Consider the following 23425-nt stretch of genomic DNA (forward strand, 5'->3'; position numbering starts at 1 on the left):
GGCGCGTTAGAAAAAATAGAACATTAAAACATAACTACTGATTCGTATTTATAATTGATTTCCGTTACTTTCGTTACATTTTAACAATATAAAGTTAATGAATGTAAAATAAAAAGAGGATTGGCAATATGCTCCCGTATTAGCAATAAGGCTTATGATTTTTGTTTACCGATTACTGAAAAAAAGCGTATATTTGAGTCTGTAACAGCAGATATATACTTATTCGTAATACCCTAAACTTATTACTTGAATGATACTAAGTGCTTTAAAATATACCCGCTATGTAGGAGAACCCCGCGAATGGAGCATTGTGGGAAATGGTGGTGATTATGCTTATTTCAATAATATAAACTTACTGGTAGGCAAAAATGCTTCGGGTAAGAGTCGCACATTGAATGTCATCCGTGAAATTGCCGATTTACTATCGGGCAGGATAGACTTGAAATATGCAATCAGTCCGTCCGAATTGTTCGAACTGATATTTACCAATGGCAATAATGATAAATACAAATATTCTTTGACCTTCAAAGATAGGATTGTCACGGATGAAGTACTGTCTCTCAATGATAAAGTATTGCTTAACAGGTCGGAAAGGATATTATTGAATTCTCAGGGAGAAAAGATTCCGTTCGAGGTTGCCGGTTTCGAAATCGTTATATCACAATGCGATGCCGAAGGTAAACCCTATTTCGCGAATCTTGTATCATGGGGCGAATCATTAAAGAATTACCTCTTTGCCAATCAATTGGAAAAGAACCGTCTGGTAAAAGACTATACGCAAATAGACGGGGACGACCATGATATAGACGATCCGGACGTGCTCATATACACTTTTTATAAGGGCAGGGAGCTTTTTGGCGAAACGTTTATTTCGGAAGTTAAAGCCGGTATGCAGGAACTCGGTTATTCAATCACAAATATCGATATAAAGGAAACTCGGGGTGGCTTTGGTATCTTTATCGAAGAAGATGGGGAATATACCATCTCCCAGCGTGAGATGTCGCAGGGAATGTTCCGTGCCTTGTCTTTATTTATTATGTTAAGTTATGCGCGGCTGAGCGATATTTCGCTTTGCCTGCTTATCGACGATATGGGCGAAGGTCTCGATTTTGAAAGTTCGAAAAAGATGATGGATCTGGTTATAAAGAAAGTCAACAAATCAAGTATGCAGTTCTTCATGACATCCAACGACAGGCAGGTTATGAACCAGATACCGCTTCGCTACTGGTCTGTGATAGGGCGGGAGAGTAGCAAGTCTATATTTTACGATTACACCAATTCGAAAGATACCTTCGACGATTTTAAATATACGGGACTGAATAACTTTGATTTTCTTGCCACGGACTTTTTCAAGAAAGGCTTTGGTGTTATAGATGAAGATAACGATTGATGAAACGGATTGCTTTTTTTGTTGAAGGACAGACCGAGCAGATTTTCGTGAATCGCTTGATAAAGGAAATTCTGGGAACTCAACAGATAAATATTATACAGAAACAGTTTCGCGGAGGAGTGAATATCCCGAAAGTAGAGATTGTGCGGAACTCTTCATTTTCGCGTAATCCGAAATATGAAGTGCTCATTTTCGACTGTGGTTCGGACAACCGCGTGAAATCTGAAATACTCGATAATATAGAGACTTTACGAAAAAACGGTTATGAAATGATTATTGGATTACGCGATCTGTATCCGTTGCCGATAGACGATTTGGAAAAACTGGAAAAAGGGTTGCGGTTTCTTCCCAATAAGTTGAAGAATGATGCTCAGTATTTCGACGTCATTATAGCCGTACACGAAATAGAAGCGTGGTTTCTGGCCGAGACTAACCATTTCAGGAAAATAGACAAACGGCTGACAGGGCGTTTTATCAAGGATAAACTGGGATTCGATCCCTATGCTTCCGACCCGCAAGCGAGGGAGCATCCGGCCAAAGACCTCGATAATATCTATCGCCTTGTAGGTAAATCATATACCAAGAAATACAACGCGACTACACGCGTGGTCAACAAGCTGGACTTTAATAACATACGCTTCAATCTCCGCTATGATATCAACCCTTTGGACCGCTTGTTGAAAGCGATAGAGAATTTTAAAGGGAAGAAGTGATTATTATTAATTCCTTTTAATGATTTAGCAGGATTGATACGGGGGCTCTAAGGTATTGCCAGCTGATAGCAAGGAAAGAAACCCGCATATATGATACATAAAGAGTTCTTTGACTTATTTATTTAACGTGAATTGTTTCATAAGTATATTACTTCATTAATTCATAGGGGAACAAATCCATATGGGGATATTACATCATGCTTTCCACTTCGGTAACGATCTGCCCGTCGAACAAGTTTACTATACGATGGGCAAATGACGCATCGTGCTGGGAGTGAGTTACCATGACAATAGTTGCACCTTCCCTGTTAAGTTCGGTGAGTAGATCCATTACATCCTTTCCGTTTTTAGAATCCAGATTACCGGTCGGCTCATCGGCAAGTATCAGCTTGGGATTGGCAATAACAGCACGTGCTATGGCAACACGTTGTTGCTGGCCTCCTGATAGCTGGTTGGGGAAATGGCTTGCTCTGTGGCTGATACTCATTCTGCGAAGAGTGTCTTCTACACGTTTTTTGCGTTCCGATGCTTTTACTTTCAGATAGGTGAGCGGGAGTTCTACATTTTCGAAGACGGTCATTTCTTCAATCAAGTTGAAGCTTTGGAATACAAATCCGATATTTCCTTTACGGGTCTGTGTGCGTTCCTTTTCCTTTAAGTTGCCGACTTCATTTTTGTCTAATAGATAATGTCCGGATGTAGGGTTGTCCAACAGTCCCAGAATATTTAGCAGGGTGGATTTACCACAGCCCGAAGGTCCCATAATAGCAATAAACTCACCTTTGTTGACATGCATGGATATACCGTTCAGAGCGATTGTCTCTACTTCTTCTGTACGGAATACTTTCTTTAAATCATTGATCTGTATCATAACTTTTAAATTTAAATTGTTTCTTAAGGTCGCAGACCTATTTATTATTTTGTTTTGCTTAAATACAATAATAGGTTAGATTGAAATAATGTATTATTAAATACTTCTTTTTATTTATATCATTCGTTTTTTAATGAGTCTACTGGATTCATATTTGCGGCTCGCCAACTTTGTCCGCTGACTGTCAGTATAATGATAAGTAGTATAGGAATGCCCGCCAAAACGAATCCCCACCAGTCTAATGGAGTTCTGTAGGTAAAATTCTCCAGCCAGCGATTTAGTATATAATAACTGACAGGAACAGATATGATAAAGCATATAATGAAAATCAATAGGTAGTTCTTATTCAAAAGAGTCAGGATTTCGAGTTCATTAGATCCCAATATCTTCCGTACACCTATTTCTTTACGCTTGTATTCACACTCGAACATGGCTATACCGAATACGCCGACAATGGATATGATAATAGCCAGTATGCTGAACATGCTTATTGTGGCTTCCGTACTTATTTCCTGTTTGTATAAGCTGTCAAACACCTGATCGTAAAACTCTATTTTGACAGGATATGCAGGATCGAAGTCTGAAATGGTTTTCTCAATGTATGATACAGCCTGCCTTATATCCGCACCCATTTTTATGCGTATGTACGAATATGATTGTAAATTGCCGTCATTGAAAACAAATGCCATATCTTCCGATTGGTTGCGCAATGACCTGAACTTTACGTCGTCTGTTATACCCAGCACTCGTCCGTCATTGTTTTTTTCATGAGTTCTGATCCATTCCACATCGATAATTTCACCCGGCTTTATATCATATTTTTTTTGCAGGTTACTGTTTATGATATAGGATACAACAGAATCATTCTTTACCGATTCATCAGGCATTCTGCCTTCCCTGACCTTTATGTCCATAACGTCGAGAAAATTCCATGATACGGACAGTGAATAAAAACCGATACTTTCATCTTTATATTTCGCACCCCATGTGCGGTAATTATCCGAAGCTCCGAACTTCTGATGGGAGAAAGCGACGTCTATTATAGCGGGATTGTCTTTCAACGCGGCAGTAAAAGAGTTTTTGTCTTTCCATGCAATGCTTTGTGGCAGTTCTACGACGGCTATGTTATCAGTATTATAACCCAGTGTATATTTTTGCATAAACAGGTTTTGTTTATAGACAAAGAATGATGTTGTAATGAGTATAATAGACGTCAGAAATTGAAATCCGATCAATATAGTCCGTAGCTTCTTGCCCGAAGGTGAGAGTCCGAAATTTCCTTTCAAAGCCAAAGCCGGAGAATAAGATGTCATATAAAATGCAGGGCGTATGCTTGCAATTGTTCCTGCTATAATGGCAATCAGCCCTGTAATCAGAGTCGGGAAGATATTATTCGCCGGATTTATATCGGCACGTATAAAAGGCAAGGCATTGCTCCCGTCCAGAATAACAGTAACAAGGATGGCCAGTATAAAAGATATCAGGCTCATGATGATACCTTCCGAAATAATACCCAACCGGAGGGATGTATTGGTACTTCCCAATATTTTCCTCGTGTTTATACTACGCATACGCATCGGGGACAACGCCATATTAAAGTTCGTATAATTAATAATGGCTATAACTATAATGATGATGCCAATAGTAATCAGCAACAGGGGTGTAGTTTCACTCCCGCTTTTTACGAACTTGCCCGAAGGATCACTGTTTTGAAAATAAATCGCCGGGAGTGGAGTCAGCTTTATCCCTGTTTCATTGTCCTCATTAAAAGTTTTGGTGAAATCGAAGTTCTTATTAAAATTATCAGCTATTTCTTGCGGGGATACATTGTTATCGAGCAGGATATAGCAGAAATAATTGGAACTGCCCCAGTCGCTTATCGCATAATTTTCGGCTATTGCTGTATAAATACAATTCTTCAGTTGAGTATTATCCGGGAAATCTTCGAATACACCGCCGACAATCAGGAATCCTTTGTCCTGTTTCGACCACAAACTTCCGGTCAGGTTGAGTTGCTTACCTACCGCTTGTTTGTCACCAAACATTTTACGGGCTATACTTTTCGGAATCATTACATTTTCAGGGTTATTCAGGCAATCAGCCTGACCTTCGAGCATCTTGAAGTCGAACATCTTTACTATACCTGTATTGCAGGTAGTAAAAGCTTCTTTAAATCCTCTTTGTATATTCCCTTCATCGACAGTAACGTAGAATTCGTCTATATAAGGATTAATAAGCGTACCGGCGATAATATGCGGCGAAGACGCTATTACGGCAGCCGTAAATGGGCGTGAATGGATAGTCCAGTCTTCGCCGGTTTTGAAGTTGGTACCTTCCACCCTGTATATCCTGCCTGCATTGGAATGGCACTTCTCGAAACTATACTCAAAATTTACCTGAATGGAAATGATAAGGAATGCAGCAAAGGCGGCGGTCAGTCCGAGTATATTAAGGATACCCGATACCCTGTATTTTTTGAATGTGTAAATAAAATTACTGAATATGGCTTTCATCTTTTCATTCTGTCTTTAATGCTTCTATGGGATTTCTGGATAATACCCTGATACTAACCAACGATGTGACTGAAATAGCTATAATATATTGAATCAGTATGGGAAATAGAAAAATACTCCAACCGAGAGATGTACGGTTCGTGTAATTATTGAGCCACTCGGAAGCGAAATAGTACACTATAGGCATGGCTATCGCTCCGGCGATACAAATCCATATTATAATATCGCGTGTAAGCAGTGTGAAAATGTTTTCTACACTGGCTCCGTTCACTCTCCTTATACCGATCTCTTTTATACGGCGCATAGTGCTGTAGAGATGCATGGCTACCAATCCCAACATAGCAATAAATATAGATAAGAATGAGCTTATCATTATAACTTTTCCCTGAGTCTTGATGGTATCGAATTTAGCCTTGTATATATCTTCGCTCCACATCGGGTTAAGATAAAAATCGGGGTCAAATTTTCTGAGAGCATTTACTGTTACTTCCTGAGCAGTTCTTCTGCTCACATGCTCATCATACTTTATATAAAGAAGTCCTGCTCCTCTTACACGGGTCAGCACTATAGGTGCTATACTATTGGCCGGACTGTCATAATAAAATTTTTTCACGACACCTATAATTTCACTGGTACCTTTGTAGTAAACTTGTTTTCCAACAACGGGATAAGTAAGTCCCAGCATTTTTATAGCGGCTTCGTTTAATACGATCTGGCGGATGCTGTCAGGGGTTTCTTCTTTATAAAACTCCCCTTCCTGCAGCTTAAATTCCATTAATTCGCACAATCCGCTCATAATTCTGTATTCGTTTATTGAAAGCCCTTTTTCTTTGCTTTCCAATAATGCGATTAGTTGCCCGCTACATCCTTCGCCAATGATATGATGGCCTCCGCTTACCATTTTTATTTCAGGTAAACTGAGTAATTCCTGTTTTACTGCATCATAACTCTTGGATATATCCTTTGTAACCAGTGCGCACATTACGCCATCCGGATTATAGCCTAACGGTATATTTTGGAGGTAAGTAGTCTGTTTATTGATAATCAGAATGAACGAAATAAGTACAATTGTTATAACAGACTGGAAGACTACAACAATAGTATTCAATCTGCGTTTCGAAAATTTAATACGTTTACCCAAAATGTCTAATGGATTGTAACGGCTCAAATAAAATGCAGGATAAAATGCAGATAGTATGACAGTAATAATAAAGAGAGCTATAATACATGCTATAAATATAGGATTTAGCAACTGCATCAGGTCTATATCCTTTTTTATCAGATCGGCAAAGTAAGGCGTGCAGACGACAGCCAGAATGAATCCGGCGGCAAATGCAACGAAGACAATAAGCGATACTTCCCTGAAAAATTGCCCGATAATATCCTGTACACGTGCACCATTCGTCTTGCGTATTCCGATTTCATTCATACGTGTTTCCCCTTGTGCCATAAACAGGTTTATAAAGTTTGTTATAGCCAAAACCAGTATAAAGAGGGTCAACCCCGATAACAACCATATAAAAGTCGTACTGCTGCGTTTCCAAAGACGGCTATCGGCCAGAGAATGCATGTATATATCAGTGACATTCTGCGTAATGCCATAGGCTTTAGCTCCGAAGTTAGCAGCCCAGGGTTTCATCAGGGTAGCATATTCTTTTTCAATGGATGCCGTAACATTTGCTATCGGAATATCAGGTTTTATTAGATAGTATGTATTGAATTCCAACCCTTTATAATAATCTTCCATGTATTGTGGAATTTTTCCTATTACATCAAAGGAAAAATGAGTGTTTTTGGGAAATTCTTCAACTACGGCCGAAATGGTAACATCTCCTCCGTCGATCTTCAAGGTTTTCCCCATGGCATTGCTTGCACTCCCAAATATAACTTCGGCTTTTTGACGGGTGATGACAAATGAGTTCATATCGTTTAGGGCAGTCTGAGGCGTACCTTCTACGAACTTTAAAGAAAATACCTTAAAAAAATCAGGATCAGCAAAAATAAGCCTTAAATTCTGGAAATGTTCGAGGTTATTTATAGCTTCAATATTCCCGGCATCATATATTTGAGTGGCGGCTTCTATTCCCGGAACTTTTGCCGGTAGTTCAGTATAAGCAGTGCGTAGTGTTATGCCGTTTTTACGTATATTGCCATTATCGTCTACTATGGTTACCAGATTCACTATCCGCTCATTATTTACAAGATGTTTATCATAACTCCATTCATTTATAATAAAAAGAATCAGCATGATGGAAGTAGCCAGACCGATAGCCAGTCCTGTTATATTCACCCACAGAAAGAGGCGGGTACGCTTGTAAGACCTTAATATATTCATAGTATTTCTATTTTAGTATCAGTTCCTGTATATCTCCATAGCTATCGTATGCAGACGTAATCACTTTTTCGCCGGGCTCCAGTCCGCTGGTTACCTCGTAATAGTTCGGGTTCTGGCGGCCTATCGTTATTTTACGCCTTACGGCCTTGCTGTCGTCCGGTACAACAACGAATATCCATTGCCCACCGGTAGTCTGATAAAACGGGCCGCGCGGTATTAATATAGCTTCGGCAGGTTGCCCCAACTGGAGATTTATATAGTATGTCTGTCCGGCGCGGATATTATCGGGGCGCTCTCCTTCGAATACAAAATCGGTTTTAAATTGTTTATCCCGTACTTCCGGATATACTTTCCTTACGCGCAGAGCAAAGTCTTTATTCTGACGTTCGAATGTGGCGTCCAATCCGGCTTTTACTCTATCTATATAGTGCTCGTCGATCATCGCTTCTACCTTATAATCGGATAATACGCTGATTTGGCCTATACGTTCACCGGAAGCGACTGTTTGTCCTATCTCGACATCCAGTACACCCAATTGTCCGTCGACAGGGGCTTTCACATTCAGATTATCCACACGTTGACGTACCAGTACCAGATTCTTACGGATATTGTGCAAACTTTCTTCCATCTGGTCTACCTGGATACCCCGGTATAACGAATCCTGTTTCTGACGCTCAACAACCAATACACGTCCGTCTACTGCAAATTCGTAATCTTCTTTGGCCTGCAGGTATTCTTCTTTAGAAGTCAACTTTTCAGAATGTAGTTGCTTATACTGTTCATATTTTCTCTTCTTGCGTTCCACGTCCACATCCAGTTGCAGTTTCTCTTTTTTCAGGCTGAGTCTTTCCTGCTCCATAGACACCTGCGTATTACGAAGAAAGTTTTGCTTTTCGGCCAGCTGTGCTTCGCTATCGAGTATGTTGAGGCTTAGCATCGGGTTTGTCAGTCGGATTATAATATCTCCTTTGCGTACTTCCGAACCTTCTTCTATCAGCTTCTCTGCTACCATACCGCCTTCTATTGCGCTGAGAAAGATTGTATTGATGGGCTGTACCTGTCCGGGGATGCGGACATAATCGTTGAACATGCCTTTGGCAGATTCCTGTATAGTAACCTTGTTTTTTTCGATATTCAGCTTTGAGGCATGATTACCGAATATGAACCAACCGATAAGCCCAAGTAAAAAGATACCTCCGGCAATGAAGGGGATATGTTTTTTCTGTATTCCTTTTTTCTTTTCTATTTTAATGTCCATATGATTTATTATTTCAAGATTTCAAGATTTCAAGATTTGGCTTCGCTTATAATTTAATTCAAAATACACATATTCCATCATTTACATTATTCTGTGATGAATGGAGTACCTTTGTAATAATCTACCAAACGATGCTTTATTTCGTATTTCAGACGTGCGTTCAGTTCATCTACTTTTGCCTGTAACAGACGATTGGAACTGGTATGCAGTTCTATTGCATTAATCAATCCTTCGGTAAATTTCCGTTGATTTACATTGTGTGCGACGGTCATGGCATCAGTTTGTTTTTTTGCCTGATAAAACTCGTCGGCCAGCCCGTTCATATCGGCAACCGCCTGCTCTACCTCGCTATATAGTGTACGCAACGTTTCGTCCCGTTCGTTACGTGCTATGACGGTTTGAGCCTTGCTTCTTTTTACTTGTGCAGAACGTGAGAATCCTGAGAATATAGGGATAGAAAGGGAAAATCCTATGTAATGCCCGCGCTTGTCTCTTATCTGGTCTTTGAATGAAGAGTATTCACTGCCGTCCATATAACGGGAAAAGTTAGTAGAAATGCCGGCTTCCACAGACAGAGTGGGAGAGAAGCTCCCTTTCGCCGACTTGTATGCCAGTTGCTGTGCCTGAAACGCGGATTCGGCCGCCATCGCTTTCGGGTTGACTGACTTTGCATTTTCAAAAATGGAGACTGCTGTTTCCTGAGTCTTCGTTATCAATTCGTCCGAGACGATATTGCTTATCTCGATATCGTCTTCGATGGGGAAATTCATTTTTTCCTTTAATACAATAATGCCTATTACCAAAAGATTTTTCTGGCGTGTAAGGTTATAATTATCGGCTGCTTCTTTGGCTACAAGTTCGGCTACATCTGCCGCGCCTTTCATTCCCAGTTCTTCCATCCGTTTGATTTGCTTTACATTAGCAGTACTTTCTTCAAGCTGTTGTTCAGCCAGTTTTACCATATCCATATAATATGCTACATTGATAAATGCTTCCATGGTTTCGTAAGCTATTACATCTTTAGTCTGCTGTAATTGCTGTTTACCCATCAGTTTGTTCACCTTCTGCATTTTCATTTTATTAATATTCGAAAAGCCATCGAATAAAACAAGTGACGAGTAAAGACTATAATTGTTACTGAAAGAGTTGATATCGGTGTATGTGTTTGTTTCAGAATCCAGCCCACGTCCGAAATTGAATGAAGCATTGGTATTTGCGCTCAGAGATGGTATAAGTTTTCCTACAGCTTCCAGAAAATTTTGGTGGTAGATGCTGTTTTGAGCGTCTTGCTTGTTTTTCTTCGGGCTGTTCTCTATTGCATACCGCATACACTCTTCCAGTGTCCACTTTTTTTCCTGGGCATTGGCTGTAAAGCCGATAATGAATGCGATAATAAAGATTATATATTTCATAGTTTTATTTACATTTTTAATATCTATAGAGCTAAAGTCGTGCCATAATGTATAATTAATTGTTGTATAGTTATTTATGTATTTTGGTGAATGGTAAAAGTGTAAAATAATTTTACAGTGTTTGTCAAATTTTATTACAATAGATCAATATTCCTTCATCTATGTTGTATAAATACTATTGATATAGAAAATTGGTACTGTTAGTTGTATCCTGTATATCTTTGTTTTTTTATTTGTAATTATTCTAAATTAATTTTTATATAAAATGCAATTATATAATACATTAAGTGCAGAAGAGAGAGCCAGACTTATTGATGATGCCGGACTTCAACGATTGACTTTGTCTTTCTATGCATACGCGCATATACAAAATCCGCAAGAGTTCAGAGACGAATTGTTTGTCCGTTGGAATAAATTAGATGTCCTTGGGCGCATCTATGTGGCTAAGGAAGGTATCAATGCCCAGTTATCATTACCGGCAGCTAATATGGAAGCCTTTAAAGATTTTCTGGATACATATCCGTTTATGAAAGGAATACGGCTGAATGTAGCTGTGGAACATGATAACAAATCTTTTCTGAAACTCAAGATAAAAGTAAGAGATAAAATTGTGGCCGACGGATTAAATGATGAGACTTTCGACCCTACTGATATAGGCACACACTTAAAGGCAAAAGATTTTAACAACATGATGGATGATCCGGATACTATAGTAATAGATATGCGAAACCATTATGAAAGCGAAATAGGGCATTTTACAGGAGCCATAACTCCCGATGTAGATACGTTCCGCGATTCACTGCCCATTATACACGAGCAGTTGAAAGAGTATAAGGATAATAAAAAGCTGCTGATGTATTGTACAGGCGGTATTCGTTGCGAGAAAGCCAGTGCGTACTTCAAACATCAGGGATTCAGGAACGTTTATCAGCTCGAAGGCGGTATTATCGAATATACCCGTCAGATCAAAGCCGAAGGGCTGGAATCTAAGTTTACAGGTAAAAACTTTGTATTCGATAACCGTTTGGGGGAACGTATCACAGAAGATATAATCGCTCATTGCCATCAGTGTGGAAAACCATGCGATACACATACCAACTGTAAGAATGACGGATGCCATCTGCTGTTCATACAATGTGATGAATGTGCGGAAAAAATGAAAGGCTGCTGCTCTGATGCTTGTAAGGATATTGTATCTTTGCCGGATGAACAGCAAAAGGTGATACGAAAGGGTGTCAGGAACGGCACAATGATTTTCAAGAAAGGACGTTCGGAAAGCCTTTTGTTTAAAGACTGATATGATTATGCCGGAAGAAATTTTTCCGCTTGTTGACGAAACAGGCAATATAATCGGACAGGCGCCCCGCAGTGTCTGCCACGATGGTTCGAAACTTTTACACCCTGTTATTCATTTGCATATATTCAATTCGGAAGGGGATTTGTATCTGCAAAAGCGTTCCGCGACAAAAGACGTACAGCCCGACAAGTGGGATTCGTCCGTTGCCGGACATATCGATCTGGATGAAATGCCGGAGATGGCAGCCTGCCGCGAAGCCGGAGAAGAATTAGGCCTTTCGGGTATAGAGCCGCATTTTATCACAAAATATATTATAGAAACAGATCGGGAGCGCGAATTAAGTTATTGTTTCTATGCGGTATATAATGGTGGCTTTGTATTAAACAGGGATGAACTGGCGGACGGACGCTTCTGGAAGATAGAAGAAATCCAGTCCAATCTGGGTAAAGATGTTTTTACGACAAATTTTGAACTGGATTTTATTAAGTTTCTGAACAAGGGCCTGACGGGAATCAGTTCAGGTATTTGATAATTTGCTGCATATCAGTAAAATTCGGTATCACATTCTCTGTTCTTTCTACCAGTACTTCGTGCGGTATGGTGGTCGACAGGCCGATTACTTTCATACCTGCATCCTGACCTGCCCGTATGCCATGCAGTGAGTCCTCAAAGACAATGCATTCATCCGGAGAAGAATTCAGGTCTTGAGCGGCCAGTTTGTAGCACATCGGATTAGGCTTGCCTTCAGTAATACGCGCAGCAGTGACTACTACATCGAAAGTATCGGATAATTGAAGAATATCGAGCGCCCTTTTCATTTTGAAGTCCTGGGAGCTGGTTACTATGCCTGTTTTATAGTTATTATCTTTCAGGTACCTGATAAAGTCCATCACACCATCAACCAGTGGAAAATCCATATTGAGTTCAAAATCTTCCAGTTCTTTAGCTATCTTGTCTTGTTCTTCCTGAGATAAGTGGCTGAAATACTTTTTCAGTATATCGGGTGAAGTAGTACCTTTCACTTGTAAGGCAAAATTTTCTATACCCAGATTATATCTTTCTCCCAGGTCTTCAATATGGATATCATATTGAGGTTCGGTATCAGCAATAACTCCGTCGAAATCGAAAAGAACCGTTGAAATTTTAGTCATGTCTATATTGTTATTTTTACGCTGCAAAGGTAAGACTTTATATTTTGATAAGCAACCTGAGTGAAGTCAGGTGTATGCGTCATAAATATGAAAGAGATGGCTTCGGTAGGAAGCCACCTCTCCGTATATCAATATTATAACGTTATTATTTCAATCTGTATGTGATGCCTATTGTCCCATAGATATTGTGCATCTTGAATTCGATAGGATTTGTTCCCGAATAAAAATAAGGAACCAGCCCCCATGTGAGGCTTCCGTAAAATCCCACACGATTTGTAAGCCGGAATTCGCCTCCGCCCAATATACCGAAATCATAGTCGCGGGTGTCGTCGCTAAAGTCGAATGTGGCTCCCTCTCCATCTATTTCCTGTCTTTGTCCCACGGGTGTATCTATGCGCATATATCCATCGTGGACTTTCCCGTTGAACTTGGAAGAAAGTGTCCTAGCGGCATATATACCCAGGCGTGCTTGCCATCTGTTGTTGAAATTATATGTCCCATAGATAGGTATGGTAAGGTAGGTCATATCTACGTTTGTCATATTCTTTCCTACAAAATAGCCGCTAAGGCGGCTGCCATCTTCCGTAAGTACAACGCTTGTTTTCATGTATTTCACTTCGTCCCTTACTCTCATTCCTTTCCAGTCGAGAGTTGCTCCTGTTCCGACACCCCATTTGTCATCGAGGCTGTATACAACGTTGAAACCCAATTGCGGATTAAATTTCGGATTATAACTTTCAATCTTCCTCACTTCGGCCGGTAGAGGAAGCGGCGCTGTACCTCCGATATTAAAACCGAGCAGGAATGATAAGTCGAGAGGTTTCTTATCCTGTATCTGGGCGGATATACTTGCCGAAAATGCAGATACGAGAAGAAAAGCAAATATTATATTATAAGATCTCAATTTCATACTCTTTCGATTTAAAAACTTTCGGTTAATATTTCCAGTTCATCAACAATCAATGTACTGCCTATCGCTCCCTCATATAGATTTCCATCCTGACTCGAAGATAAGACGATCGTCAGCTTATAATTGTTCTTCGTGAAGTCGAAATTTTCTGTATATACGAACGGAATAGTGAATTTGTAGAAACCTTTATTTACTTCTTCATCGGTAATAGAGCTCGTTTCTCTACTCCATTCGGCCCTGGCTATAACTTTATCCGAGGTCGAAACCGTCTCACCATTCAGATATTCAGTGTGTCCGGAAGAGCCCTTGCTAACCTTAAATATGACAGCATATATACTGCATTCATCTACTCTTCCGGCAACAGGATTACCGTCTTTATCAGTAAATACGTCTCCCGGAGTGTATTTGTAATATCCGGTAAATGTTACGGGTTTACCGTTTGTTTCGGAATACATGCGCCCCAGTTTAAGGGAGAGTAGAGGATTAGTAATGTTTGCGCTAAATTCGCCTAAGAACAGCGATCCGGCAAAGATAGGTATATTCTGACCGGTTACAGAAATATACAGGCCTTTAATAGTCTGCAATTTAGCAGCATAAGTCCCTGCATAAGAGTCTGTTGTTTTCTCTGTCGGATAAGGGTTTGCATTCACAACTATAGCAACGCCGGAGTTCCCTGTGCTCCAGGCATTATGATTGGATAATAGTATGGGGTATTTACGTCCGCTTACACCGGCTTCCCCCCAGTCTTCAAAGTCGTATTTCAGATCAATATTAGATGTCACTGTAATGGTATATTCCTTCGAATAATTACCGTCTTCCGATGTAACCTTATATTTTTGTCCTTCTGTGAAGTCCATAGCTATTCCCGATGCGGGGGAAACTGTCGCACCCGGGGAAAGTTCTATTACCGGAGTTAGATTAGTTATATCGGCTTCGCTGGTTACGAATATATTGATTTCATTGTTCGCTTCGGATATGATACTCGAAATAAAAGTATCCCCTTCTACTTTTACATCTGTGATGTCGGCTTCTCTGTTTAGGGGTTCGTCCTGGATGCATGAATTCAAAGTCAGGGCAATGACGATGTTAAGGGCTAATAATGATTTAGATCTCATATATTTCGATTAAAAAATAGTGGTATGCAAAGGTAAAGATTTCCTTTAACATTTTGCCCAAAATCTGAATTATAAGCTGTAATTGTCTCTATTTTCTACAAAAAATAAGAGCTTTCCTGATATTTTCTTAGGAAAGCTCTTATTTTTCAGAACAACATCTTCAAAACCTATTTATTCATAGTAAGCAAATTATAATCTTTAGTATCGATAGTCATCTGTCTTACAATTGTACTCTTATTCCCGTACGAATGTGCTATACATTGCGATTTTCCCGCCCACGCTTTCTGTTCCTGATCCCATTTTGTACAGATTATATTGGCTATTTTTCCATCGGCGGTATATTCATATTTGTATTTTTGGACAGGAATCCATTTCGTACCATACTCTGAAAGATAGGCTATTCTTTCTATCAGCCTGTCAGCCGGATCATACAGATATACAATTTTTGAGACGGCCTTTGTCCGTTGATACTGAATAGACTCTTTAGTGGTATATCCATTGTCATCTTTACTTATTTTTGTATCTCTTCCTGCATTACTTTGGGAAAAAAGACTTACTGATAGAAATAAGAATGCTATTATTGAAGTTGAAACTTTTGCTTTCATAATCGTTTTTTATTAAACTAAATTTACACTGATTGAATATTTTTATAAGCGCTTTCTATGTATATGACGAGATTGGTAGAAAAAAGTTACAGAAATTCAGATATAAAAAACAAATTTCTACATATTGTTTTGGCTATTAGGGTATTTTATTGTATCGAAAAAGATACATTTTACAGAATCGGATATAATAAAAAAACCGCTCTTTTCGATGAAAAGAGCGGCGTCATATAATCCACTTTAGCTATTCGGGAAAATTTTAAACTTAAATTATTAAAAGAATCTTTGTCTCAGGTTTTTATATATGTAATGAGTAAAGCTTTTTATTTCTTAGCCCAATCGTTGGACTTCTTGTCCCACTTGATTATGGTTGGAGTCTGAGCCTGATTTTCCGCATTGTAAGTATATTCATACTTCTGAATACCGGTCCATCCTTTTTCGCCCATCCATTCATAAGTGGCTTTTTCCATCATGCGGTTAGCAGCATCATAGACGTAAGTAGTCTTTGTTAGTGGAGCATTTGTGTTTTTGTCACAAAAAATAAATTCTTTCACACAACCTTCTTCTGTTTGTTCAACATTGGTAAATTTGATAGTTTCCGGTGTGCCTGCAAAAATATTTGCAGAAAAGAACAGAATAGCTAATAACGAAAATAAAGTTTTTGTTTTCATGATTCAAAATTAATTTAGTAATACAAAGATATATTGTTTTCTAATATATCAGATGTAATATATATCAAAATGTTACTATTTTATAGTTAAATATAGTTAATATGCATGTTTGTTGTGGTATTTTTAGGTTACAATATAGTATTTGTGTATCATAATGATATATTGAATATGAAAAACATTACTAAAAATGATAAAAGGATAAGCAAAACCATCAAAAGAGAAGATTATATCAGGAAAACAATGCTTATTGTATAAAAATAGGCTCGATATGGGCTGAAAACTCTTTCATATTTGAAAAAAAATGACGAAATTTGCGAGCCTTAAAAAAGAGCTGAATAAATTTAACTATATAAACCAATAAAAAAACGATGGTAAAAAGTGCTTTACAAGTAGCCAGGGCTGCTTATAAACCAAAAATGCCGAAAGCATTGTATGGTTCTGTGAAAATTGAAGAGGGTGCAGCAACACAATCGGTAGCTGACCAGGAAGAAGTGAAGAAGTTATTTCCCAATACATATGGAATGCCAACTCTCAAGTTTGTAGAGGCTTCAGAAAAAGCAAACTATCCGGCTATCAATGTTGGAGTTATCCTTTCGGGTGGGCAAGCTCCCGGTGGCCACAATGTAATTGCAGGCCTCTTCGACGGAATCAAAAACTTAAATTCCGGCAGTCGCCTTTATGGTTTCCTTATGGGCCCCGGAGGATTGGTCGACCACGATTATAAAGAACTTACGGGGGAAATTATTGATGAATACCGCAATACAGGTGGTTTTGATATCATAGGTTCGGGACGTACCAAACTGGAATCGAAAGAACAGTTTGACAAAGGGCTTGAAATCCTCAAAAAACTGGATATTAAAGCGCTGGTTATTATCGGTGGTGATGACTCAAACACAAATGCTTGTGTATTAGCTGAATATTACAAAGCGATCAATGCAGGCGTACAGGTAATCGGCTGTCCTAAGACAATTGATGGTGACCTTAAAAACGAGATGATAGAAACATCGTTCGGTTTCGATACAGCTTGTAAAGTATATGCTGAAGTAATCGGTAACATTCAACGTGACTGTAACTCAGCCCGTAAATATTGGCACTTCATTAAGTTGATGGGACGTTCGGCTTCTCATATTGCTCTTGAATGCGCATTGCAGGTACAGCCTAATATCTGTATCATTTCGGAAGAAGTGGAAGCTAAAAAATTATCACTTGACGATATCGTGACAGATATAGCTAAAGCTGTGGCACGTCGCGCTGCCGATGGTAATAACTTCGGTACTGTACTTATTCCTGAAGGTCTTATCGAGTTTATCCCTGCGATGAAAGTGCTTATTTCAGAATTGAATGATTTCCTTGCACATCATCAGGACGAATTCAATGCAGTTCCTAAAGATGAGCAATTGGCTTATATCAGAAAGAATCTGTCTGCCGATAATTCAAAGGTATTTGCCAGCCTTCCGGATGGTGTTGCCCGCCAGCTGACACTCGACCGTGACCCTCATGGTAATGTACAGGTTTCTCTTATCGAAACAGAAAAGTTACTGGCCGAAATGGTAGGAAACAAACTTGCTGAAATGAAAGCGGAAGGAAAATATAGCGGTAAATTTGCATCGCAAGTACATTTCTTCGGATATGAAGGCCGTTGTGCTGCTCCTTCAAATTATGATGCGGACTATTGCTATTCATTGGGATATACAGCTGCTGCCCTTATTGGTGCAGGCAAAACCGGATATATGTCATCAGTACGTAACACTACAGCTCCGGCCAGTGAATGGATAGCGGGTGGTGTACCTGTGACAATGATGATGAATATGGAACGCCGTCATGGCGAAATGAAGCCTGTTATTCGTAAAGCTCTTGTTGAACTCGATGGTGCTCCGTTTAAATATCTGGTGGCAAATCGTGAAGCTTGGGCTGTAGGTACAGAATTCGTTTACCCTGGCCCAATCCAATACTTCGGTCCTACTGAAGTATGTGACCAGCCAACAATTACATTAAAACTGGAACAAGGTAAATAATTTACCCTGGAATATAAAACAGAAGAGGCATGGACGAAATTCCGTGCCTCTTTGTTTTATTCGCACTTTTATATCTGTAGTTTAATTTTAACGTTGGATTCTTTTCATCATATAAGCATTCTTTGTAAAAACTTTTATCATTCGGTTCAAGCCTACCGCGCCCTCCCGGGCTTGCCCTCACTTTTGGCATTGCCCAAAAGTAAGCAAAAAGCTAGCGCTTCGTTCCTCGGCGACCCACAACCGGTTTATCGGCTGAAAGGGACAAACGGGCTATCGCCCCGTCCCTTTCTTAGCCGACTGCACCGTGTGGGTACCCCGCCTGCGTCACTAATGCGCAGGGGCTGACGCACGATAAGGCTGACGCATATTAGATTAGGGGCTTTGCTCCGTTAGTGCGTCAGCCTGCGCCGTTAGCTTCATGGACGGGGTACCCGTAGGATTAAAAGACGAAAAAACGAAAACGTGTTTGAGCTTATCTGCCAATTCATATTTTACAACATTTAGAGCGAGTTTTTTCGTTTCGTCTTTTAGTCCGTTACGGGTCGGCCTATGAAGCGGGGCGCTAAAGCGTTTTTGGTTCCTTTTGCAGCTTTGGGCAAAAGGAACACAAGCAATCTCTGATTGCGCGTAGTAAAAATTGCAGAAAATAATAGAACGTTTTCACGCAACAACAATTATTTCAGCTACTAATTGGCATAACTAATAAATTTCTATATTTGTATCATTGACCAATAAACCCCGGAATGAAAAAAGGCAGCATCCTGATTGTAGATGATAATAAAAATGTATTGAGTGCATTGCGAATCTTACTTGATAATTACTTCGAAGAAGTCACTTTGTTGTCATCGCCCAATATGCTCCTCTCTATGCTCAGAGAAAAAAATCCGGATATTGTATTGCTGGATATGAATTATTCGGCCGGAATAAATACCGGAAACGAAGGACTGTTCTGGCTGTCGGAGGTAAAGAAGACCGACCCGGAGCTTCCGGTTGTTTTATTCACTGCGTATGCCGATATAGAACTGGCCGTGAAGGCTCTGAAAGAAGGTGCGAGCGACTTTGTCGTGAAACCTTGGGATAATGCCAAATTGCTGGCAACATTGCAATCTGCCTTGGCACTCCGTCAATCGAGAAAAGAGGTTAAGAAACTCAGGGAAAAGCAGGATATACTGAATTCCGAATTGACCAAAGATTCTGATGTATGCTGGGGAAAATCCGAAGCTATGCAAAATTTGCTTTCTATGATAAAGAAAGTTGCTAAAACGGATGCTAACGTACTTATCACAGGAGAGAATGGTACAGGAAAGGAATTGATTGCCCGGAAAATACACCAGTTATCCCTGCGGGCGGATGAAACGCTGGTCAGTGTAGATATGGGTGCTATTACCGAAACATTGTTCGAAAGCGAGCTTTTCGGTCATACAAAAGGTGCATTTACCGATGCAAGAACCGATCGTGCCGGAAAGTTTGAAGCAGCGGATAAAGGTACACTTTTTCTGGATGAGATAGGAAACCTTAGTTATATATTGCAGGCAAAGCTGCTTACAGCATTACAATCGCGGCAAATAGTGAGGGTAGGGAGTAACAAGCCTATCGCTGTGGATATACGGCTGATAAGTGCTACAAACCGTAATCTGTTCGAATCTGTAAAAAACGGTGAATTCAGGGAAGATTTATTATACCGTCTCGATACTATCCAGATCGAGGTACCTGCATTACGTGACCGCAAGGAAGATATTTCCTTACTGGCCGATTTTTTCTTATCCCGCTTTGCAAAAAAATACAATAAAAAAGAGCTTGTTTTTAATGATAAAACCATCGAAAAACTAGAGAATTATTTATGGCCCGGCAATGTGCGCGAACTGGAGCATGCTGTAGAAAAAGCTGTCATCCTGTGCGACGGGGCAGAGTTACAACCGTCCGATTTTTACATGCGGGCTACCGAAGACAGGGCTGCTATTATCGAATCCATCACACTGGACGAGATGGAAAAAATACTCATAGAAAAAGCATTGAGCAAATATGATAAGAATATATCTGCTATTGCCGCCGAGCTGGGAATTACGCGTCCGACTCTTTATAATAAAATGAAAAAATATGGATTATAATCCGATTTCTTTATCTATAACAGAAAAGATAAATAATAAGTGAAAAACGGAGAACGAAGAATAAAACATGAAAAATGTGTTACTTCTGTTACTTTTTAACAGTCATGAGTTACAAGTAAACAAGATACAAGTTGTTCACTGTTAACTGAAAAGCTGTTACTTTTGTTACCTTTTAACTATATATGGTTAATAAATGTAAAAATACTTTGAAAACAGGAAAGTAAATGATTGAAGAATATGTTTAAATCAATAGAATATAAATTGTTGATATATATAGGGTTGCTGATGCTTTCGGTAGCTGCTGCCACTTATTGTCTTCTGGAAAAAGAATATGTATACGGGCCATTGTGTATCCTGATAGCCGTATTTTCCATTAACAGGTTACAGAAACATTATAAGAAGTTTAATCAGAATATTTTATTCCTGCTCAATGCCCTTGATAATGGTGACTATTCATTCAACTTTGCTGTAACTAAAATATCGAAGCGCGAACAGGAACTGAACCAGATGATGAACCGTATCAAGGAGATTCTGTCTAAGGCCCGGAAAGAAGTGATAGAAAATGAGAAGTTTCTGAGCCTGATAGTTGAAAGTGTTTCTACCGGTATCATTATATTGGATGAGCATAACAATGTGCTGATAACGAACCGGGCAACGAATGAGTTGCTGGGATTACCGGTCTTTACCCATTTAAATCAGTTGAAAGTAATTGACGAATCATTTCCATCTATATTTCTCCATCTGGAAACAAATGACAATAAGTATCTGAAAATAGCCAATGAACGGGAAGAAACTCTAATAAGCCTGCGTGTATCCAAAATAACACTGAAAAGGGGTACAATGAAAATCTTTACGCTTAATAGTATCGGGAACGAGCTGGAGGCGAAAGAGATGGAATCATGGGTGCGCCTTATACGAGTGATGACTCACGAAATAATGAACTCGATAGCGCCTATCACATCGCTGACGGATACATTGCTGTTCTCTTATAAAATATCCCGGGATAACCAATCGGATGACAATCTCCGGCAAAATACAGTGGAGGCATTGGAAACCATCAGTTCCACGGCCAAAGGACTTATGGTATTTGTGGAATCGTACCGTAAATTTACAGGGGTTCCAAAGCCTCAATTGATAGAATTCGACCTGATTCCTCTAGTAGAAAAGGTGGTTAGCCTGGAGTCGGCGATGGTGCAGGAAAAAGGAATATTACTGGAACTGCAATATACCGCGCCATCCCTGATTGTAAATGCTGATGAATCACAGATCACACAGGTATTGGTCAATCTGGTGAAAAATGCGGTTGAAGCATTAAAGCCTGATGAAAAAGGAAGTGTAAAAATAAAGATCAGCCATACCGATAACAAAACAAATATAGATGTATGTAATAATGGCGAACTCATTCCGCAGGAAGTAATACCAAATATATTCATTCCATTTTTTACGACTAAAAATTCAGGGACAGGAATAGGGTTGAGTATATCCCGCTATATAATGCGTTTGCATGGCGGTAATCTGAAACACTATGTTAAAGATGGCTGGACTGTTTTCAGTATGACATTCTAATCGGATATATTGACATCTTTTTCAGCAAATTTATCAAAATATAACTATAAAAACAGGCAATAATCATAATGGATCGAAGGTTAATGTAAAGAAAATCAATAGAATAAACGAATAATGACAAAGAGGGGCAAAAAGAAGCCCCGCACATGGTGCAAGGGCATCTTCAGCAACTATAATAAAAAACACTAGACTTAGCTCACGCTAATTTTATATCTTTATCTAAATATACATCTTGTATCGTGTTAATCAACTCTACACCTTCTTTCATCGGGCGCTGGAACGCTTTACGTCCACAGATCAGGCCCATACCTCCGGCGCGTTTATTTACCACGGCTGTATATACGGCATCTTTCAGGTCGGAAGCTCCATGTGATTCACCTCCTGAATTAATCAGACCCACACGCCCCATATACCCGTTGGCTACCTGGTAACGACAGAGATCTATCGGATGGTCTGATGCCAGTTCAGTATACATGCGTTCGTCCCATTTGGAGAAGTTTATAGCTTTGAAGCCTCCGTTATTAGTCGGCAGCTTTTGCTTCACTATGTCGGCTTTTATGGTTACTCCAATATGATTGGCCTGACTTGTCAGATCGGCGGCACTATGATAATCCACTCCGTCCTTCTTGAAATCACTGTTTCGGAGATAACACCAAAGGATCGTTGCCATTCCCAACTCGTGCGCATACTCGAATGCTTTAGCTATATCAACAATTTGCCGGCGACTTTGTTCGGAGCCGAAGTAAATTGTTGCTCCAACAGCAGCAGCACCCATATTCCAAGCCTCTTTTATTGTTCCAAACAGAACCTGGTCATAGGTTGTAGGATAGGTCAGTAGTTCATTATGATTAATCTTCACCACGAATGGTATTTTGTGTGCATACTTACGGGCTACCGAACCTAATACGCCGTAAGTAGATGCCACGGCACTACATCCGGCTTCTATTGCTAATTTTACAATATTCTCAGAATCGAAATAGATTGGATTTGGGGCAAAGGAAGCTCCTGCACTATGTTCGATATCCTGATCTACAGGCAGGATTGATAAGTACCCTGTATCGGCAAGTCTACCATGGCTGAATAGACGCTGAAGGTTATTCAATGTAGGAATGTTGCGATCCGAATCGATCCAGATATTGTCTATAAAATTGGGTTCAGGCGCATGAATTAGCGACTTGTCAATCGTTTTGCTTACATGTCCGAGCAGATATTCACTTTGATCGCCCAGAATGTTTGTAATTTTAGAATTTGCCATAATATTATTGTTTTAATGGATATACTATTATTCGCATCCATTGTATTTATTTACCCTTTATTATAAAACAAAGTTGGTACATATAAGTTTTAAAACGAGTTGATAATTTATATGGCTCTAAAAGAATATTTAACATATACGTCTTATTTATAACGTGTCAAAATAACCGAAAAGTTAAATAAAACTGTTATCTTTGCTTAGATAGTTCTAAGGAAATTAATCTTTTTGTATTTATTTAACCAT

At 39.5% G+C, this 23425-nt stretch carries 18 protein-coding genes; 7 read left to right on the plus strand and 11 right to left on the minus strand.

All coding sequences use genetic code 11. The annotated features are described in order from the left end of the window. The first annotated feature begins 250 nt into the window (after window positions 1-250). Window positions 251-1390, plus strand: a complete 1140-nt coding sequence (locus B3317_RS15395) for an AAA family ATPase (protein WP_291113206.1) — start codon at window positions 251-253, stop codon at window positions 1388-1390. Next, window positions 1390-2103 carry a DUF4276 family protein gene (locus B3317_RS15400; RefSeq protein ID WP_291113208.1) on the plus strand — a complete coding sequence of 238 codons (714 nt, stop codon included), beginning with the start codon at window positions 1390-1392 and terminating at the stop codon, window positions 2101-2103. Before B3317_RS15395 ends, B3317_RS15400 begins: the two co-directional genes overlap by 1 nt. A gap of 190 nt (window positions 2104-2293) precedes the next feature. On the opposite strand, the gene B3317_RS15405 is transcribed toward B3317_RS15400, so the two are convergent. The 5 genes from B3317_RS15405 to B3317_RS15425 all read right to left on the minus strand — a co-directional run bounded on the left by B3317_RS15405 (window position 2294) and on the right by B3317_RS15425 (window position 10492). Then, a complete protein-coding gene (locus tag B3317_RS15405) occupies window positions 2294-2974 on the minus strand; it encodes an ABC transporter ATP-binding protein (RefSeq protein WP_291113210.1) in 681 nt (226 codons plus the stop codon). Between the two features lie 119 nt (window positions 2975-3093). Beyond that, the gene (locus tag B3317_RS15410; RefSeq protein WP_291113212.1) at window positions 3094-5487 is read right to left on the minus strand and encodes an ABC transporter permease; all 2394 of its coding nucleotides are present in this window, start codon (window positions 5485-5487) and stop codon (window positions 3094-3096) included. A gap of 4 nt (window positions 5488-5491) precedes the next feature. Next, window positions 5492-7822, minus strand: a complete 2331-nt coding sequence (locus tag B3317_RS15415; RefSeq protein WP_291113214.1) for an ABC transporter permease — start codon at window positions 7820-7822, stop codon at window positions 5492-5494. Window positions 7823-7829: 7 nt separating this feature from the next. After that, window positions 7830-9080, minus strand: a complete 1251-nt coding sequence (locus B3317_RS15420; protein WP_291113216.1) for an efflux RND transporter periplasmic adaptor subunit — start codon at window positions 9078-9080, stop codon at window positions 7830-7832. Between the two features lie 86 nt (window positions 9081-9166). Beyond that, complete coding sequence (locus tag B3317_RS15425; RefSeq protein ID WP_291113218.1) at window positions 9167-10492, minus strand: TolC family protein; 1326 nt, start codon at window positions 10490-10492, stop codon at window positions 9167-9169. 265 nt (window positions 10493-10757) lie between these two features. Here B3317_RS15425 and B3317_RS15430 point away from each other — a divergent pair, with 265 nt between their 5' ends. Both B3317_RS15430 and B3317_RS15435 read left to right on the plus strand, forming a co-directional pair. Then, window positions 10758-11789 carry a rhodanese-related sulfurtransferase gene (locus tag B3317_RS15430; RefSeq protein WP_291113220.1) on the plus strand — a complete coding sequence of 344 codons (1032 nt, stop codon included), beginning with the start codon at window positions 10758-10760 and terminating at the stop codon, window positions 11787-11789. A 7-nt stretch (window positions 11790-11796) separates the two neighbouring features. Beyond that, a complete protein-coding gene (locus B3317_RS15435) occupies window positions 11797-12318 on the plus strand; it encodes an NUDIX hydrolase (RefSeq protein ID WP_291113221.1) in 522 nt (173 codons plus the stop codon). Here the strand turns inward: B3317_RS15435 and B3317_RS15440 are convergent. From B3317_RS15440 to B3317_RS15460, 5 genes are all read right to left on the minus strand, one after another. After that, window positions 12302-12940 (minus strand): HAD family hydrolase, encoded by a 639-nt coding sequence (locus B3317_RS15440; protein ID WP_291113222.1) that lies wholly within the window; start codon window positions 12938-12940, stop codon window positions 12302-12304. The two genes, B3317_RS15435 and B3317_RS15440, sit on opposite strands and share 17 nt — an antisense overlap. A gap of 145 nt (window positions 12941-13085) precedes the next feature. Then, window positions 13086-13850, minus strand: a complete 765-nt coding sequence (locus tag B3317_RS15445; protein WP_291113223.1) for a porin family protein — start codon at window positions 13848-13850, stop codon at window positions 13086-13088. Window positions 13851-13861: 11 nt separating this feature from the next. Next, on the minus strand, window positions 13862-14965 hold the full coding sequence (locus B3317_RS15450) for a PCMD domain-containing protein (RefSeq protein ID WP_291113225.1): 1104 nt from the start codon (window positions 14963-14965) through the stop codon (window positions 13862-13864). Between the two features lie 167 nt (window positions 14966-15132). Further along, window positions 15133-15570 carry a hypothetical protein gene (locus B3317_RS15455; RefSeq protein ID WP_291113227.1) on the minus strand — a complete coding sequence of 146 codons (438 nt, stop codon included), beginning with the start codon at window positions 15568-15570 and terminating at the stop codon, window positions 15133-15135. Window positions 15571-15890: 320 nt separating this feature from the next. Continuing rightward, window positions 15891-16238 carry a DUF3836 domain-containing protein gene (locus B3317_RS15460; protein ID WP_291113229.1) on the minus strand — a complete coding sequence of 116 codons (348 nt, stop codon included), beginning with the start codon at window positions 16236-16238 and terminating at the stop codon, window positions 15891-15893. 368 nt (window positions 16239-16606) lie between these two features. Here B3317_RS15460 and B3317_RS15465 point away from each other — a divergent pair, with 368 nt between their 5' ends. The 3 genes from B3317_RS15465 (at window position 16607) to B3317_RS15475 (ending at window position 21927) form a co-directional block, all read left to right on the plus strand. Next, window positions 16607-18253 (plus strand): diphosphate--fructose-6-phosphate 1-phosphotransferase, encoded by a 1647-nt coding sequence (locus B3317_RS15465; protein ID WP_291113231.1) that lies wholly within the window; start codon window positions 16607-16609, stop codon window positions 18251-18253. A 743-nt stretch (window positions 18254-18996) separates the two neighbouring features. Beyond that, window positions 18997-20361 carry a sigma-54-dependent transcriptional regulator gene (locus tag B3317_RS15470; protein ID WP_291113233.1) on the plus strand — a complete coding sequence of 455 codons (1365 nt, stop codon included), beginning with the start codon at window positions 18997-18999 and terminating at the stop codon, window positions 20359-20361. A gap of 237 nt (window positions 20362-20598) precedes the next feature. Further along, window positions 20599-21927, plus strand: coding sequence for a sensor histidine kinase (locus tag B3317_RS15475; protein ID WP_291113235.1), 1329 nt, complete (start codon window positions 20599-20601; stop codon window positions 21925-21927). 196 nt (window positions 21928-22123) lie between these two features. Here the strand turns inward: B3317_RS15475 and B3317_RS15480 are convergent, their stop codons facing one another. After that, window positions 22124-23182, minus strand: a complete 1059-nt coding sequence (locus B3317_RS15480) for a class I fructose-bisphosphate aldolase (protein ID WP_291113237.1) — start codon at window positions 23180-23182, stop codon at window positions 22124-22126. Window positions 23183-23425 lie beyond the last annotated feature (243 nt).

The organism is Dysgonomonas sp. UBA7710 (genome assembly GCF_002482385.1).
In the GTDB taxonomy this organism is placed as follows: Bacteria; Bacteroidota; Bacteroidia; order Bacteroidales; family Dysgonomonadaceae; genus Dysgonomonas.